This is a genomic window from Nonomuraea sp. CA-218870, assembly GCF_050936535.1.
Lineage (GTDB): Bacteria > Actinomycetota > Actinomycetes > Streptosporangiales > Streptosporangiaceae > Nonomuraea > Nonomuraea corallina.
Window position 1 is genome coordinate 2,512,347 of sequence record NZ_JBNJMN010000001.1, and the last position, 15,602, is coordinate 2,527,948.

Consider the following 15,602-nt stretch of genomic DNA (forward strand, 5'->3'; position numbering starts at 1 on the left):
GTCACCTCCAGCGCAGGCCGAGGCCCCGGTGTTCGCCGGCGCGCAGCTCCGCGCCGTCCATCCGGACAGGGTACGGCTCGGCGAGCAGCCCCAGCGCGGCGAACGAGGCGTCCTCGACGTCCTCGGCCATGGACGGCAGCGGCAGCGTCAGCGCCAGCTGCCCCGACAGGTCCGGCAGCAGGTGCGGGTGGACCGGCACGTCGAAGGCGCGCGCCAGCTCCGCGATCCGCAGGAACGGGGTGATGCCGCCGACCCTGACCACGTTCGGCTGCACGACGTCGCAGGCCCCGGCCACCAGCAGGTCGCGGAAGCCGTAGACGGTGTAGACGTTCTCGCCGACCGCGATCGGCACGTCCACCGACCGGCGCAGCTCCACGTGCGCCGCCACGTCGTCGGCCGGCAGCGGCTCCTCCAGCCAGTGCAGACCGTACGGGGCGAGCGCCTCGGCGGCGCGCCGGGCCCGGTGCAGGTCCCAGCGCTGGTTGGCGTCCACCATCAGCAGCGTCTCCGGGCCGATCACCTCACGGACGGCGGCCACCCGGGCCACGTCCTCGCGCAGGTCCGGCCGGCCCACCTTGATCTTGACCCCGGGCAGGCCGGCGGCCTTCCATCGGCCGGCCTGCGCCACCAGCTCGTCCAGCGGGTAGTGCAGGTTGACCCCGCTTCCGTACACCGGGACGGAGTCCCTGCGGCGGCCCAGCACGTCGACCAGGCCGCGCTCGCCGCAGCGCAGGTCCCACAGCGCCAGGTCGACGCCGGCCAGCGCGATCGTGGTGATCCCGCCCGGCCCGGCCTCGCGCAGGTGCCGCCAGAGCCGGTCCCACACGACCTCGGGATGCGGGTCCAGGCCGATCAGCGCGTCGCGGACGTCGTGCTCCAGCAGCGCCCGCACCGCGTGCGCGCCGATCTGCGGCGTCCAGGAGAACCCGGTGCCCACCCGGCCGTCGGCGAGCGCGACCTCGACGACCAGGACGTGGTTGGCGGGCACGTCCGGCCCCCAGGGACGGCGCAGCGCGACCGTGCGCGGCGTGACCGTCAGATCGCGGATCACGGCGTGCCGATCAGTGAACGCCCGTGCTTGATCAACGCTTCGAGCTCGGCCACGTCCTCGGGCGCGGCGTCGACCAGCGGCGGCCGGACCGGCCCCACGTCCAGGCCGCCCAGCCGCACCCCGGCCTTGACCAGCGCGACCGCGTACCCGGGCACCTTCGAGCGCAGCCGCACCAGCGGCTCGTAGAACTCGGTCAGCAGCCGGTGGTCGCCGTTGAGGTACGCGTTCGCGATCTCGGGTGCGAAGGCGAAGACCGCCGATGAGTACAGCTCGACGCCGATTCCCCGGTAGGCGCCCATGGTCAGCTCGGCCGTCGGCAGGCCGTTGAAGAACGTGAAACCGTCGCCCACCTCCCTGCGCACCGCCAGCACCGAGCGCTGGATGAGGTCGATGTCGCCCAGGCCGTCCTTCAGCCCGACCACGCCCGGCACCCGGGCCAGCTCGACGACCTGGTCCGGGTCGAGCACCACCGGGCCGCGCTGGTAGACGATCACCGGCAGGATCGCCGCGATCGCCCGCACGTACGCGACGAACCCCTCGGCCGTGCCCCTGGCCAGGTAGGGCGGCATCAGCAGCAGCCCGTCGGCGCCCGCCTCGCGCGCCGCCCTGGCCTGCGCCAGCGCGGCGCCGAACGGCCCGCCCGCGCCCGCGAACACCGGCGCCCGACCGCGGGCCGTCCGGACCGCGACCCGGACGGCGGCGGCGTGCTCGGCCTCCGACAGGGCGGGGAACTCGCCGGTGCCGCAGGCCGCGAACACCCCGCCGGGGCCGTGGGCGAGCCCGCGCGCGAGGTGCTCGGCCAGGACCCCCTCGGCCAGGTCTCCCGACGGGGTGAAGGGGGTGACGGGGAAGAAGAGGACTCCGGTGAGGTGCATCAGATCTCCAGTTCGGTACGCCAGCTGCGCTTGGCGGTCCAGCCGAGCAGCCGGGCGGCCTTGGCCGAGGTGAAGGCGGGCAGGCTGCCGGTGAGCGCGGCGGCCTGGTCGGTCGTGCCGGGCATCACGGCGGGGAGCAGGTCGGCGAGCGGGCGGCGGGCCAGCGCGTCGGCGGCGCCGGCGAAGAACACCTCGCCGTTGGGCAGGCCGGGCAGCCGTTCGACGAGGGTGGCGATCATGTCGGCGGCGTCCCTGGCGTCGATGTAGTTGAACAGGGAGACGCCGGCGACCTCCGGCCGGTCGAGACGTTCGAGGATGGTGTGGCCCGACTGGGTGGGAGCCCCCGCCCACTCCTCGGGCGCCACCACGAAGCACGGCCGCACGGCCGCGAACCGCGTCTCGCGGGAGCGTGCGAACGACGCCATCGTCTGCTCGGCCACGACCTTGGACAGGCTGTAGGCGTTCCACGGCGCGGTCGGGTGGTCCTCGTCGATCGGCAGATAGCGGGGCGACCAGCCGGACGGCGACCCGTACCCGATCACCGTCGGGCTGCTGGCGACCACGACCCGGCCCACGCCGGAGTTGCTCGCCGCCTCGCACACGTTGAAGGCCAGTTGCGTGTTGGTGCGGAAGATCACGCCCTCGGTGCGGCTGAACGGGGTCGCGATCGCCGCCAGGTGGATCACCACGTCGGGCCGGAAGCGCGCCATCACGTCGTACGTCTCGCCCAGGTCGGTGAGGTCGGCCGGGAGGGAGGCCGCAGCCTCGTCCGGGGTGCCGGCGGTGACGTCGACGCCGATCACTTCGTGACCTGCCTGCGCCAGCCAGGTGACCAGGCTGCGCCCCAGCCTTCCGGCGCTGCCCGTCACCAATGTTCGTGTCATCGCTCGTTCACCCTTCCGCAGGGATCGTGGACCGCAACCGGTTGCAAAAAGTATTGAGGCGTCGCTGGGAGAACGTCAAGCCGCCTCATCCCGGGCTGCGGTATCGACGCTGGCCCCGTGGGCGGTAAGGTGAGTTTCCGGCGCATGGCCCCCGCGACGGGGATCCGTTGACATGGATACAAGCGCTTGCATTAATGTACAGTGCATGCTCGGAGGCCCAGCGTGGCGGTGACGATTCGTGACGTGGCGGAGGCATCAGGCGTGCACGTCTCCACGGTGTCGCGCGCGTTCTCCGCGCCCCATCTGGTCAATCCGGTGACCCGCACCCGCGTGCTCGCCGTCGCCGAGGACCTCGGCTACCGGCCCAACCGGGCCGCCCGCGCGCTCACCACGGGGCGCACCCACAACCTCGGCCTGATCGTGGCCGACATCGCCAACCCCTTCTTCCCGCCCCTCATCAAGGCCGCCCAGGCGCAGGCCAGGCTCCGCGACTACCACGTGTTCGTGGCCGACACCGACGAGGACCCGCAGGTCGAGGAGGAGCTGATCCAGACCCTCACCAAGCAGGTCGACGGCGTGCTGCTGTGCAGCCCCCGGCTCACCAACAAGACGATCGAGCGCCTGCGCGAGGAGGTGCCGTTCGTGGTGGTCAACCGCAGGGTCAAGGGCATGCCCACGGTGCTCATGGACGTCGGGCGCGGGGTCAGGCTCGCCGTCGAGCACCTGGCCGCGCTCGGCCACCGCAGGCTCGCCCTGGTGACCGGGCCCAGCGGGTCGTGGACCAGCAAGGAGATGCAGGCGGCCGCCGCCGCCATGAGCGGGGCCGACGTCACCTTCCTGGGGCCCAACCCGCCCACCGAGCTCGGCGGCCTGGCCGCCGTCACCGACGTCATCGCCTCGGGCGCCACGGGGGTGCTCGCCTACAACGACCTGGTCGCGATCGGCCTGATCGAGGGCCTGGCCGAGCGGGGCGTCGACGTGCCGGGTGACCTCAGCGTGATCGGCGTCGACGACATCGTCCCCGGCCGCCTGAGCCGCCCCAAGCTGACCACCATCGCCATGCCGACCGCCGCCGCCGGCCGCATCGCCGTCGACCTGCTGCTCGGCTCGGTCGACTCCGAGGCCACCAGCGGCGTCACCGTGCTGGAGACCAGCCTGATCGTCCGCGAATCAACGGGAGAGGCACACTCATGATCTTCGGAACGCTGCCCTCGGGGGAAAGCGTCGAGCGCCACGAACTGTCCTCGGGGCGCCTGCGCGCGGCAGTGCTCTCGTACGGCGCGATCCTGCAAACGCTTGAAATCGACGGCGTCAATGTGGTGCTGAGCCTGCCGACCCTGGCCGACTACCTGACCCGCAGCCGCTACTTCGGCACCGTGGTCGGCCGCTACGGCAACCGCATCGCGGGCGGCCGCTTCACCCTCGACGGCGTCGAGTACCACCTGCCACTCAACAACGGCCCCAACAGCCTCCACGGCGGCACCGAGGGCTTCGACAGCAAGGTCTGGGAGGTCCGCGACGTCACAGGCTCGGCCGTCACGCTCGCGCTCACCAGCCCCGACGGCGACCAGGGCTATCCCGGCACGCTGACCGCCACGGTCACCTACACGCTCGACGGCGACGCGCTGCGCATCGACTACACCGTCGAGACCGACGCGCCCACCGTGGTCAACCTGACCAACCACTCCTACTTCAACCTGGCCGGCGGCGGCGACGTGCTCGGCCACGTGGTCCGCATCGACGCGGCCCGCTACCTGCCGGTCGACGACGACAAGATCCCCACCGGCGAGCTCGCCCCGGTGGAGGGCACCGTGTTCGACTTCACCACGCCGCACGCGGTCGGCGAACGGTTCGACGGCGCCTACGACCACTGCTTCGTGCTCGACGGCGACATGACCGTGACCGACCCGGCCGGCGGACGGACCATGGAGGTCACCACCACCGAGCCAGGCGTCCAGTTCTACGCCGGCGGCATGCTCGACGGCGACGCCACCCCGTACGGCCCGCACGCCGGGCTCTGCCTGGAGACGCAGCACTTCCCCGACTCGCCCAACCAGCCGGAGTTCCCCTCGACCGTGCTGCGCCCCGGCGAGCGCCGCACCTCGACGACCACCTACCGCTTCCCCGGCTGATCAGCGCCGGGCCGGCGTCGCCCGCAGAACCAGCAGCGCCACGTCGTCCCTCGACGGGGACGCGGAGAAGGAGGCGACCGCCTGCCTGACCCGTTCGGCGACGGCGGCGGCGTTCAGCCCGCCGCACCCCGACAGCAGCTTGGCCAGCCCGTCGTCGTCGTCGAGCAGCCGCCGGCCGTCGCGCCGCTCGGTCACCCCGTCGGTGACGCACAGCAGCACGTCCCCGGGCGCCAGCTCGAACGACTCCACGCGGAACCGCGCGTCCGCCTCGATGCCGAGCAGCAGCTGCGGCGTGGTGACCGCCTGCTCCACCCGGCCGTCGGCGCGCAGCAGCAGGGGCGGCACGTGCCCGGCCGAGGCGATCGCGCACCGCGCGCCGCCCCGCGGCAGCGGGGTCAGCTCACCGCAGAGCAGGCTCAGGAACCGGTCATCCTCGTCCTCCTCCAGCAGGGTCTGGTTGAGCCGGTCGAGGATGTCGGCCACGGTGTAGTGCTCCTTGGCAAGCAGGCGCACGGCGTGCCTGGCCAGCCCGGTGACGGCGGCCGCCGCGGGCCCGCTGCCGCAGACGTCGCCGAGCGCGAAGTATCCGTGGCCGGCCACGGTGAACAGGTCGTAGAAGTCGCCGCCGACGTCCGCGCCCTCCTCGGCCGGCTCGTACACGACCGCGGACTCCAGCCCCGGGACGGGCGCCATCGGCACCGGCAGCAGGCTGCGCTGCAGCACCTTCGAGGTGGTGGCCTGGCGGGCGTAGAGCATGGCCGTGTGCAGGTTGAGCGCGATCAGGCGGCACAGGTCGGCGAGCAGGGCCGCCAGCTCCAGCGGCAGCGCCGGCTCCCGGCGGCCGATCACCAGCGCGCCGTGCGACCTGCCCTGGGCCTGCAGCGGGAAGGACAGCACGCTCTCCCGGGTGACCGGCCAGACGACCTCGTCCAGCGGCGAGCGGGGGATGGCGGGCAGGCAGGCGCGCAGCTCGGCGTTGTGCCGCTGCTCGCTGTGCCACACGTGCGCCAGCCGGGTCATGCCCGCCAGGTCGGTCAGGTAGACCGCGGCCCAGGTGGCGAGCCTGGGCACCACGAGCTGGGCCGCCAGCGCCGCGATCAGCTCCTCGTCTCGCGCGCCCGCGAGCAGCTCGCCCGCCTCGGTGAGGAACGACAGCCGCCCCCGCTGCGTCCGGTCCCGCTCGGCCAGCCGCCGCCGGTGCAGGGCGCCGGCCACCTGGTCGGCGATGTGCCGCAGGCTCGCGGAAAGATCCTGGTCGAACCGGCCGGGCTCGGCGGCGGTCACCGCCAGGTGGCCGATCACCTCGTCCGCCACCACCAGCGGCGCGCAGGCCAGCGACCTGGCCCGCAGCAGCCCGGCCAGCTCGGCGTCGGCGGCCGGCAGGTCCTCGACGACCGCGGGCGCGCGCCGGTCGGCGGCGAACGCGCCCGCCGCGGCGACGCTCACCGCCCCGGCGGCGGCGCCCGCCCCCGCCGCCACCGTGAACCGGTCGGAGCCCGCGCGCAGCAGCACGTACCCGGCGTCGCCCGCGCCGGCCAGCTGGACGACGCGCGCGATCGTGTCGAGCAGCTCGGGGAGCGGGCCGTCCCGGTCGAGCAGGTCCTCGATGCGCCGGCCCGCCTCCCGCCGGGCGGGCGGCGATGGCGAGGCCAGCACGAACCCGTGGTCGCCGCCCACCACCATCCAGATCGCCCGCCGGTCCCCGGGCGAGCCTCCGGTGCGCAGATGGGAGACGTAGACCGGGACCAGCCGGCCGTCGCGGTGGCGCATCCGCGTCTCGCCGCGCCAGCGGCCGAGCGCGAGCGTGTCGGACAGGGCCGGTGCGTGCGGGCCGTGACCGCGCCAGTCGACCAGTTCCTCCAGCGGCCGGCCGACGGCCTGCCGTCCCGTCCAGCCGAGCAGGGACTCGGCGTCGGCGTTCCAGGAGATCACCCGGCCGCCCGCGTCGGCGACCAGCACCGCCACCCGCAGCGCGTCGACCGGCTCGCGCGGCGACGGCACCGCGGGGGAGGGCGGCTCCTGCGCGCCGTCGACCTCCATCCGCACCCAGACCCGCTTCACCGTCCTGGTGTACGTGACGCCCCAGGCGTCGGCCAGCATGCTCGCCAGCGCCAGGCCGCGCCCGGAGGTGGCCTCCGGCCCGGCGGGGGCGGGCTCGGCCAGGAGACCCCGGCCCGGACGCCGGTCGTCGACCTCGATCTCCAGCCTGGGCGGCACCGCCCCGGCGTCCAGCCGGCAGGTGAGCTCGACGCCGGTGCCGGCGTGCACCACCGCGTTGGTGACGAGTTCGCTGGTCAGCAGCACGGCGTCCTCCGCCAGGTGGCCCAGGCGCCATGCGCCGAGCACCTGGCGGACGAACCGCCGCGCTGCCGCCGGGGCTTGGGGCGTGCCGTCGAAGGCGGTGCTCGACACCTGGGTCGTCTCCACTGCGCGTCCTAGGGCATCACTCGATGTGGCGATCCGGTCACTCTCAGAGTGGCAGACGGGCCGCCCGGGATTCCGCCACTTCGACGAAGGGGGCGGGACTCGCGGCGCGTCCCGGGGGCGGGGGGCGTCTCCGGGTGTCCGCGACGCGGTCTTTCGACATGATCCGGCGATCCCCGGCGCGTCCCGGTGCTTTCGCGGCAGTATCCGACGTACCTTTGGCACCATGGCCACCCGTACGCCGAAAAGCGCATCGAAGGGGCCGGCGAAGCGGTCGCCCTCGTCTCGCTCGACTCCCCCGAAGCGGGGAGCCACGTCCGCGGGGCGGTCCAGGGCGAAGGGGGCGGGGCCGGCGCGCAAGGCTCCCCTGACGCACCAGGACCCGATCAGCTGGGTGTTCACCATGATCGGCAAGCTGGTCGTGGGGCTGTGGATGCTGCTCGCCAACGGCATCGGCAGCACCGCGAGGGCGCTGGGCAAGAACGCCAGAGACCTCGACCCGGTCCACCGGCGCGACGGCGTGGGCCTGGCCGTCCTCGCCGGGGCCGTCGTCCTGGCGGCCATGACCTGGCGCGACACCAGGAGCGGCGTCTCCGACGTGGTCCACACCGTCGTGCACGCCGTGTTCGGCTCGCTGGCGTGGGCGCTGCCGCTGCTGCTCGGCCTGCTGGCCTGGCGCTACCTGCGTCACCCCGACCAGAACGCCGACACCGGCCGGATGGTGATCGGGTGGAGCGCGCTGCTCGTCGGCGTCCTCGGCGTGATCCACGTCGCCAACGGCACCCCCTATCCCGCGGGCGACGCGAACAACACGATGGAGAAGGTGTCGCAGGCGGGCGGCCTGATCGGGTTCATCGTGTCCGCGCCGCCGATGAGCATCCTGCCGCCGTGGATCACGATCCCACTGCTGCTGCTCCTGTCCGGGTTCGGCGTGCTGGTGATCACGGCCACGCCGGTGCACCGCATCCCCGAGCGGCTGGCCGAGCTGCGCCACCTGCTCTTCGAGCGGCAGACGCCGGAGGGCGGGCCCGCGCCGCAGCCGAGGAAGCGCACCCGGCCGAAGAAGCCCGCCGCCGAGGGCGAGGACTCGGTCAAGCCGTACGACACGCCCGTCCTCTCGGAGAAGGAGAAGCGCGAACGGCACTCGCCGGAGATCGTCCCCGGGCTCACGGACGAGGAGGAGCCGCCGTCCCCTGAGCCCGTCGTCAGGCCGCCTGAGCCGCCGCAGCCGACCCCGGCGCCGCGCAAGGTGGAGCAGCTCGTACTCTCCCCGCAGGCCGGCCCGTACCAGCTGCCTGACCTGCAGCACCTCAAGCCGGGCACCGCGCCCAAGCCGCAGACCAAGGCCAACACGGTCGTGGTGAACGCGCTGACCAGCGTGCTGGAGCAGTTCGCCATCGACGCCCAGGTGATCGGCTTCACCCGCGGTCCGACCGTGACCCGCTACGAGATCGAGCTGGGACCCGCGGTGAAGGTGGAGAAGGTCACCGCGCTCACCAAGAACATCGCCTATGCCGTTAAATCGGCCGATGTCCGGATTTTGTCCCCGATCCCCGGCAAGTCAGCGATCGGGGTCGAGATCCCGAACGCCGACAAGGACCTGGTCGCGCTCGGCGACGTGCTCCGCGCCCAGGTCGCCCAGGCCGACCACCACCCGATGATCGTCGGACTGGGCAAGGACGTCGAGGGCCGCACGATCGTGGCCAACCTGGCCAAGATGCCCCACCTGCTCATCGCCGGCGCCACCGGCGCGGGAAAGTCCGTCTGCGTCAACGGCCTGATCACCTCCATCCTCATGCGCGCCACCCCCGACGAGGTGCGCATGGTCCTCGTCGACCCCAAGCGCGTCGAGCTCTCCGTGTACGAGGGCATCCCCCACCTGATCACCCCGATCATCACCAACCCGAAGAAGGCCGCCGAGGCCCTCGAATGGGTGGTGGGCGAGATGGACCGCCGCTACGACGACCTGGCAGCCAGCGGCTTCCGCCACATCGACGAGTTCAACAAGGCGGTACGGGCCGGCAAGCTCACCCCGCCGCCCGGCAGCGAACGCGTCTACCAGCCCTACCCGTACCTGCTGGTGATCGTGGACGAGCTGGCCGACCTCATGATGGTGGCCCCGCGCGACGTCGAGGACTCGATCGTGCGGATCACCCAGCTCGCCCGCGCGGCCGGCATCCACCTGGTCATCGCCACCCAGCGGCCGAGCGTGGACGTGGTCACCGGCCTGATCAAGGCCAACGTGCCGTCCCGGCTGGCGTTCGCGGTCTCCTCGCTGACCGACTCGCGGGTCATCCTCGACCAGCCGGGCGCCGACAAGCTGGTCGGCCAGGGTGACGCGCTGTTCCTGCCGATGGGGGCCAGCAAGCCGATCCGCATCCAGAACGCGTTCGTCTCCGAAAAAGAGATCGCCGAGATCGTCACCCACTGCAAGCAGCAGATGCAGGTGGAGTACCGCCATGACGTGACCGTCGCGGCCGGCGCCAAGAAGGAGATCGACGAGGACATCGGCGACGACCTCGACCTGCTCATCCAGGCCGCCGAGCTGATCGTCACCACCCAGTTCGGCTCGACCTCGATGCTCCAGCGCAAGCTGCGCGTCGGCTTCGCCAAGGCCGGGCGGCTGATGGACCTGCTGGAGAGCCGCGAGGTCGTCGGCCCCAGCGAGGGTTCCAAGGCCCGCGAGGTGCTGGTGAAACCGGATGATCTGCCCGGATTGCTGGCTGACCTGCGTGGCGAATGACCCCAATGCCCACTTCCCCATTGGTAACTGTTTGAATAGGAGCTAATACGCTCCGTCGTGGGGGAAGGCGGTTGCCGTGCAGGAGCAGAGCATCGGAGCAACGTTGGCGGCGGCTCGGCAGTCTTCAGGGCTGACGGTCGAGCAGCTGAGCCAGATCACGCGCATTCGTGAGGCGATCATCAAGGCGGTCGAACGCGACGAGTTCGCCGAGTCGGGGAACGACTTCTACATCAGGGGGCACGTCAAGACCATCGCCAGGGCCGTGGGCCTCGATCCCGAGGCCGTGGTGCACCGCTACGACCAGGAGCACGGCGGGGCGCCCAAGCCGGTCAGGGCCGCGGCGGTGTTCCAGACCGACCGCATGCTCAGGCTGGCCGAGCGGCGCGGGCCCGGCTGGACCACGGCGCTGGCGGTCGCGCTGGCGGTGGTGGTCGTGTTCGGCGTGGTCAAGGTGCTGGGCGGGGCGTCCGACCAGGTGCGCACCGCCCGCGGCGAGCGGCCGGCGGCCAGCGTGCCGCCCAACTCGCCGTTCACGGAGGCGCCGCCGGCCGTCGCCATGGCCAGGAAGAACATGGTCGTGGTCACGGTCGAGGCCACGCGGCGGGCGCGGGTGACCGTCCGCGACGCCAAGGGGCGCGAGCTGTTCGACGGCAGTCTCAAGGCCGGCCGGATCGCCACCTGGCGGGCGCAGAGCCGGATCGACTTCGAGGTGGCCGACGCCGGGACCGTGTTGGTGCAGGTCAACGGGAAGAAGATGAGAGCCGTGGGGGAGCCGGGGCAGAGGGTGCGCCGGTCGTTCGTGCCGAGGAAGCCGCCGGCCCGGTAACCCCTGCATCGGGTGGTGGCCAACTGCCGATACCGTAGTGTCACCATGTCATCCCGCCGAACCGCATCGCTGATCACGCTGGGCTGCGCCCGCAACGAGGTCGACTCCGAAGAGCTGGCCGCGCGACTCGAGGCTGCCGGCTGGCAGCTCGACGACGACGACCCCGAGGTCGTCGTGGTCAACACGTGCGGCTTCATCGAGTCGGCGAAGAAGGACTCGATCGACACCCTGCTGGCCGCCGCCGACTCCGGTGCCAAGGTGGTCGCCGCGGGCTGCATGGCCGAGCGCTACGGCAGAGAGCTGGCCGACGCCCTGCCGGAGGCCGGCGCGGTCATCTCCTTCGACGACTACACCGACATCGGCGGGCGGCTCGACGACGTGGTCGCCGGGCGCCCGCTCACGCCCCACACGCCGCGCGACCGCCGCACGCTGCTGCCGATCTCGCCTGTGGAGCGGACCACCTCCTCCCGCGGCCACATCCCCGGCCACGGCGACCTGCCCGAAGGGGTCGCGCCCGCGAGCGGCCCCCGGGTGCTGCGCAAGCGGCTCGACGAGAGCCCGGTGGCCTCGCTCAAGCTCGCCTCGGGCTGCGACCGGCGCTGCACGTTCTGCGCCATCCCGGCCTTCCGCGGCGCCTACGTGTCCCGCCACCCCGACGAGCTGGTGGCCGAGGCCGACTGGCTGTCCCACCGGGGCGTGCGCGAGCTCGTCCTGGTGAGCGAGAACTCCACGTCCTACGGCAAGGACCTGGGCGACCTGCGGGCGCTGGAGAAGCTGCTGCCGCGGCTGGCGGCGGTCGAGGGCGTCTCGCGGGTGCGGGTCAGCTATCTCCAGCCCGCCGAGCTGCGCCCCGGCCTGATCGACGTGATCGCCGGCACCGACGGCGTGGCACCGTACTTCGACCTGTCCTTCCAGCACGCCAGCGGCGGGGTGCTGCGGCGGATGCGCCGTTTCGGCGACCCCGAGCGCTTCCTCGGCCTGCTGGAGAGCGTGCGGAAGCAGGCTCCTGAGGCGGGGGTGCGCTCCAACTTCATCGTCGGCTTCCCCGGGGAGACCGAGGAGGAGTTCGGCGAGCTCGTCTCCTTCCTGGAGGCGGCCAGGCTCGACGTGATCGGCGTGTTCGGCTACTCCGACGAGGACGGCACCGAAGCCGCCGGGTTCGAGGGCAAGCTCCCTCAGGACGTCGTCGACGAGCGGGTGCGGGTGCTCACCGAGTTGGCCGAGGAGCTGACGGCGCAGCGCGCCGAGGAGCGGATCGGCACGGAGGTCGACGTGCTCATCGACGAGGACCTCGGCGACGGCGGCTACGAGGGCCGGGCCGCCCACCAGGGGCCCGAGGTCGACGGGTCGGTCACCGTGCAGGGCATCGGCCTGGTGCCGGGCCAGCTCGTGCGTGCCATGGTCGTCGACGCCGAGGGGGTCGATCTCATCGCCCGGATCAAGGCCGCCGGTCCATGACGGCAGACGAGCGCCGCGCGGTAAGCCCGTGGAACATCGCCAACGTCCTCACGGTCCTCCGGTTGGCGCTCGTCCCGTTCTTCGTCGTCTGCCTGTTCCTGCCGGGTATGGGCTGGCGGCTGGCCGCGCTGGCGGTGTTCGCGGTGGCGTCGATCACCGATCACCTCGACGGCGAGCTGGCCAGGCGCTACGGCCTGATCACCGACTTCGGCAAGATCGCTGATCCGATCGCCGACAAGGCGCTGACGGGCGCCGCGCTGGTGTGCCTGTCGATGCTGGGCGAGCTGCCGTGGTGGGTGACGATCGTCATCCTCGGCAGGGAGCTGGCCATCACGGTGCTCCGGCTGGTGCTGATCAGGCTGGCGGTCATCCCGGCCAGTTACGGCGGCAAGGTCAAGACCGTCCTGCAGCTCGCCGCGATCGCGCTCTACCTGGTGCCGTGGGTGCCGGACGCGCTGCGCTGGACGGTGATGGCGGCGGCGCTCGTGACCACGCTGGTGACGGGAGTCGACTACGTGATCCGCGCGATCAGGCTGCGCGGGATGGCGAGGCGAGCGCGCGGGGAGTGAGGGGCATGGGGGGCGTGAAGAGCTCGGGACGTACGGAGACGGCGGCGAGCCCGGGTGGCATCCGGACCGGGGCCGGCGCTGTGACGGCGGCGAGCGCGGGCAGTGTGGAGACGGCGGAAGGCGCCGTGATGGCGGGGAGCGCGGGGAGCGACGAGCGCGCGGAGAGCCTGGAGAGCATGGAGGGCGCCGGGGGCACGGCCGGGGCGGGCAGGCCGTCCGGGGCCGTGCAGGTGCTGGAGACGCTGGCGCGCCGGGAGGCCACGCTGGCCGTGGCCGAGTCGCTCACCGGCGGGCTCATCGGGGCGACGATCACGGCGGTGCCCGGCTCGTCCCGGGTGTTCCGGGGCGGGGTGATCTCCTACGCGACCGATCTGAAGCACGGGCTGCTGGGCGTGCCGGACGACCTGCTGCGCCGCGAGGGGGCGGTGCACCCCGAGGTGGCCGCGGCGATGGCGGCCGGGGCGGCGCGGCTGTGCGAGGCCACGTACGGGCTGGCCGTCACGGGCGTGGCGGGGCCGGAGCCGCAGGACGGACAGCCGGTCGGCACCGTCTTCGCCGCGGTGAGCGGGCCCGGCGGGCGGTCCTGGGGGCGCCGATTGAGCCTGCAGGGGTCGCGCGAACGTATCAGGGTAGAGACGGTTGACGAGGCTATTGATCTCCTGGCAAGTGTGCTTATGTCCAGCAAGGGGGAACATTTCGGATGATTACCGTGTTACGTCCCCAGCGAACATGCGAAGCACGGTCTGACGCGCTGTCGGTCGATGCGGGTACGGTGGAGCTGTGAGTGAGGTCCGTGAGCCAACTGCAAGCAGCGAGCGCCCGGCAGGCGGGCCTGATGAGTCACGCGATGCGCCACGAGCGGCGGGCCAGGGGCGGAGACGCCCGGCAATGACGGCGAGGAGTATGTACGAAGCGAAGAAGAACAACGGGCGGCACGACTCGATCGCGCGGGGCGTGGTGAAGCCATCCGCGCCGGGGAGGGAGCGACAGATGATTCTCCTGCGTCAGCTGCTCGGAGACGTGCTGAGGCGGTTGCGCGTGCGGCAGGGACGCACACTCCGAGAGGTGTCCACGCTCGCACGGGTCTCGCTCGGCTATCTGTCCGAGGTCGAACGCGGTCAGAAGGAGGCGTCCTCCGAGCTGCTCGCGTCGATCTGCGGCGCGCTCGGGGTGCCGCTCTCGCAGGTTCTGCGTGAGGTTTCCGACCAGTTCGCGCTGGCGGAGCTCCAGGCCGCGCCGGTGCTCGCCGACGCGCCGGAGCACGAGCGCATCGCGGTTCCCGACTCGGTCCCCGGGTCGATCTCCGACACCGTGTTCCCCGAAGTCAAGGACATGGTGGCTGCCTAGCCCGGCTGACAGCCACCGCACCACATGATCAGTCGCTCCTGTGGGCCCGCGCCCACCTCGCCGCGGCTGATGCGAGTGCCGCAGCGGCGGCACGGCCTGCCCGCCCTGCCGTAGACCCAGGTCTGGTGCGCCGGGCGGCGGTCCCCGGTGGTCACCGTGCCCGCGTGACGCCTGTTGGCCGCCAGCAGCCGCTGAGCCAGCGCGACCAGCCCTTCGAGGTCGGGCACGTCCTCGACCTTCCGCCACGGCCAGACGCCGCGCAGAAACAGCGTCTCGGCGCGATAGATCGTGCCGATCCCGGCCAGGTTGCGCTGGTCGAGCAGCGCCTCGCCGATCGTCGCCCCCGGCGCCCTGAGCAGCCGCCGCACCGCCTCGGCCGGGTCCCAGTCCTCGCCCAGCAGATCGGGGCCCAGGTGCCCCACGACCCGGTCCTCGTCGGCCGTCCTCAGCAGGTCCACCATCCCCAGCTTCACGCCGACCGCCTGCCAGCGCCGGTTGGCCAGGATCAGCCGTACCTGGTCGCCCCGGGCGGCGGGCCGGCCGGCCGGGACGACCCGCCAGCTGCCGTCCATCCGCAGGTGGGTGTGGACGGTCAGCCCGCCCTCGACCCGGGTGAGCAGATGCTTGCCCCGGGACACGGTCTCCAGCACCGCCCGGCCGGTGAGGTCGGCGGTGGCGTGACGGGGGACCCGGAAGTCGGACCGGGTCAGCACCTCCCCGTCGAGCGCTCCCCGCAGCCGCGCGGCGGTGCGGTAGACGGCATCTCCCTCGGGCATGCCTCCAGTCTAGGAACTCCCTGCACGGACGTACCGGGCCTGAGACGGGGTCAGTCCCGTCAGTCCCAGGCGGCGGGGTCGGCGGCGAGCCGGCGGATGTGGTCGGGCAGGTTGCCGGAGGCGACGTGCGCCAGCGTGACCTCTTCGAGGATGCCGCGCTCGGTCGCCCGCAGCGCGATCCAGACCTGCTGGAGCGACTCGGCCGGCCCCCGGTAGCCGACGTGCTCGGGCCGCTCGCCGCGGACGTTGGCCAGCGGGCCGTCGACGGCCCTGATCACGTCGGCGAGGGAGATCTCGGCCGGGGGCCGGGCCAGGACGTAGCCGCCCTCGGGGCCGCGCTGCCCGCGGACCAGCCCGGCGCGGCGCATCTGCAGCAGGATGTTCTCCAGGTATTTGGGCGGCATGTCCTGCTCCTTGGCGAGTTCGCCGACGGTAGTCGGGCCCGCACCGGCCGCGGCTAGTTCGGCGGCGGCCCGGAGTGCGTAGTCGACACGAGCAGAAAGGCGCATGTTGTCGA

General features: G+C 72.6%; 14 protein-coding genes. 8 read left to right on the plus strand and 6 right to left on the minus strand.

Going from position 1 to position 15,602, the window contains the following annotated elements; all coding sequences use genetic code 11:
- Position 1: 1 nt before the first annotated feature.
- From ACQEUU_RS12370 to ACQEUU_RS12380, 3 genes are read right to left on the minus strand one after another with little or no spacing between them, the layout of a single operon-like run.
- Entirely contained in the window at positions 2-1,048 is a 1,047-nt protein-coding gene (locus tag ACQEUU_RS12370; RefSeq protein ID WP_433071826.1) for a mandelate racemase/muconate lactonizing enzyme family protein, read from the minus strand.
- Complete coding sequence (locus ACQEUU_RS12375) at positions 1,048-1,926, minus strand: 5-dehydro-4-deoxyglucarate dehydratase (RefSeq protein WP_433064477.1); 879 nt, start codon at positions 1,924-1,926, stop codon at positions 1,048-1,050. The genes ACQEUU_RS12370 and ACQEUU_RS12375 overlap by 1 nt, the downstream gene beginning before the upstream one ends.
- Positions 1,926-2,810 (minus strand): NAD-dependent epimerase/dehydratase family protein, encoded by an 885-nt coding sequence (locus tag ACQEUU_RS12380; protein WP_433064479.1) that lies wholly within the window; start codon positions 2,808-2,810, stop codon positions 1,926-1,928. The genes ACQEUU_RS12375 and ACQEUU_RS12380 overlap by 1 nt, the downstream gene beginning before the upstream one ends.
- A gap of 222 nt (positions 2,811-3,032) precedes the next feature.
- Here ACQEUU_RS12380 and ACQEUU_RS12385 point away from each other — a divergent pair, with 222 nt between their 5' ends.
- Together ACQEUU_RS12385 and ACQEUU_RS12390 are read left to right on the plus strand one after the other, a co-directional pair.
- Positions 3,033-4,004, plus strand: coding sequence for a LacI family DNA-binding transcriptional regulator (locus ACQEUU_RS12385; RefSeq protein WP_433064482.1), 972 nt, complete (start codon positions 3,033-3,035; stop codon positions 4,002-4,004).
- Positions 4,001-4,942, plus strand: coding sequence for an aldose epimerase family protein (locus tag ACQEUU_RS12390; RefSeq protein ID WP_433064484.1), 942 nt, complete (start codon positions 4,001-4,003; stop codon positions 4,940-4,942). The genes ACQEUU_RS12385 and ACQEUU_RS12390 overlap by 4 nt, the downstream gene beginning before the upstream one ends.
- On the opposite strand, the gene ACQEUU_RS12395 is transcribed toward ACQEUU_RS12390, so the two are convergent.
- On the minus strand, positions 4,943-7,369 hold the full coding sequence (locus ACQEUU_RS12395; protein ID WP_433064487.1) for a SpoIIE family protein phosphatase: 2,427 nt from the start codon (positions 7,367-7,369) through the stop codon (positions 4,943-4,945).
- Positions 7,370-7,592: 223 nt separating this feature from the next.
- Here ACQEUU_RS12395 and ACQEUU_RS12400 point away from each other — a divergent pair, with 223 nt between their 5' ends.
- The 6 genes from ACQEUU_RS12400 (at position 7,593) to ACQEUU_RS12425 (ending at position 14,309) form a co-directional block, all read left to right on the plus strand.
- On the plus strand, positions 7,593-10,109 hold the full coding sequence (locus ACQEUU_RS12400) for a DNA translocase FtsK (protein ID WP_433064490.1): 2,517 nt from the start codon (positions 7,593-7,595) through the stop codon (positions 10,107-10,109).
- 76 nt (positions 10,110-10,185) lie between these two features.
- Complete coding sequence (locus tag ACQEUU_RS12405) at positions 10,186-10,935, plus strand: helix-turn-helix domain-containing protein (RefSeq protein ID WP_433064493.1); 750 nt, start codon at positions 10,186-10,188, stop codon at positions 10,933-10,935.
- Positions 10,936-10,980: 45 nt separating this feature from the next.
- Positions 10,981-12,393, plus strand: coding sequence for a 30S ribosomal protein S12 methylthiotransferase RimO (rimO, locus tag ACQEUU_RS12410; protein ID WP_433064496.1), 1,413 nt, complete (start codon positions 10,981-10,983; stop codon positions 12,391-12,393).
- Positions 12,390-12,962 carry a CDP-diacylglycerol--glycerol-3-phosphate 3-phosphatidyltransferase gene (pgsA, locus tag ACQEUU_RS12415; RefSeq protein ID WP_433064498.1) on the plus strand — a complete coding sequence of 191 codons (573 nt, stop codon included), beginning with the start codon at positions 12,390-12,392 and terminating at the stop codon, positions 12,960-12,962. The genes rimO and pgsA overlap by 4 nt, the downstream gene beginning before the upstream one ends.
- 5 nt (positions 12,963-12,967) lie before the next feature.
- On the plus strand, positions 12,968-13,666 hold the full coding sequence (locus ACQEUU_RS12420; RefSeq protein WP_433064501.1) for a CinA family protein: 699 nt from the start codon (positions 12,968-12,970) through the stop codon (positions 13,664-13,666).
- Between the two features lie 286 nt (positions 13,667-13,952).
- Positions 13,953-14,309, plus strand: a complete 357-nt coding sequence (locus tag ACQEUU_RS12425) for a helix-turn-helix domain-containing protein (RefSeq protein WP_148034847.1) — start codon at positions 13,953-13,955, stop codon at positions 14,307-14,309.
- Here the strand turns inward: ACQEUU_RS12425 and ACQEUU_RS12430 are convergent.
- Positions 14,306-15,085, minus strand: coding sequence for a DNA-formamidopyrimidine glycosylase family protein (locus ACQEUU_RS12430; RefSeq protein WP_433064504.1), 780 nt, complete (start codon positions 15,083-15,085; stop codon positions 14,306-14,308). The two genes, ACQEUU_RS12425 and ACQEUU_RS12430, sit on opposite strands and share 4 nt — an antisense overlap.
- A 59-nt stretch (positions 15,086-15,144) precedes the next feature.
- Positions 15,145-15,594: an RrF2 family transcriptional regulator gene (locus ACQEUU_RS12435; protein WP_433064507.1), complete on the minus strand. Its 450-nt coding sequence runs from the start codon at positions 15,592-15,594 to the stop codon at positions 15,145-15,147.
- Positions 15,595-15,602 lie beyond the last annotated feature (8 nt).

Bases quoted from the DNA above. Each gene is read 5' to 3' on its own strand.
- ACQEUU_RS12375 (WP_433064477.1), bottom strand. From the start codon at position 1,926: ATGCACCTCACCGGAGTCCTCTTCTTCCCCGTCACCCCCTTCACCCCG.
- ACQEUU_RS12380 (WP_433064479.1), bottom strand. From the start codon at position 2,810: ATGACACGAACATTGGTGACGGGCAGCGCCGGAAGGCTGGGGCGCAGC.
- ACQEUU_RS12390 (WP_433064484.1), top strand. From the start codon at position 4,001: ATGATCTTCGGAACGCTGCCCTCGGGGGAAAGCGTCGAGCGCCACGAA.
- ACQEUU_RS12400 (WP_433064490.1), top strand. From the start codon at position 7,593: ATGGCCACCCGTACGCCGAAAAGCGCATCGAAGGGGCCGGCGAAGCGG.
- rimO (WP_433064496.1), top strand. From the start codon at position 10,981: ATGTCATCCCGCCGAACCGCATCGCTGATCACGCTGGGCTGCGCCCGC.
- pgsA (WP_433064498.1), top strand. From the start codon at position 12,390: ATGACGGCAGACGAGCGCCGCGCGGTAAGCCCGTGGAACATCGCCAAC.
- ACQEUU_RS12420 (WP_433064501.1), top strand. From the start codon at position 12,968: ATGGGGGGCGTGAAGAGCTCGGGACGTACGGAGACGGCGGCGAGCCCG.
- ACQEUU_RS12425 (WP_148034847.1), top strand. From the start codon at position 13,953: ATGATTCTCCTGCGTCAGCTGCTCGGAGACGTGCTGAGGCGGTTGCGC.
- ACQEUU_RS12430 (WP_433064504.1), bottom strand. From the start codon at position 15,085: ATGCCCGAGGGAGATGCCGTCTACCGCACCGCCGCGCGGCTGCGGGGA.
- ACQEUU_RS12435 (WP_433064507.1), bottom strand. From the start codon at position 15,594: ATGCGCCTTTCTGCTCGTGTCGACTACGCACTCCGGGCCGCCGCCGAA.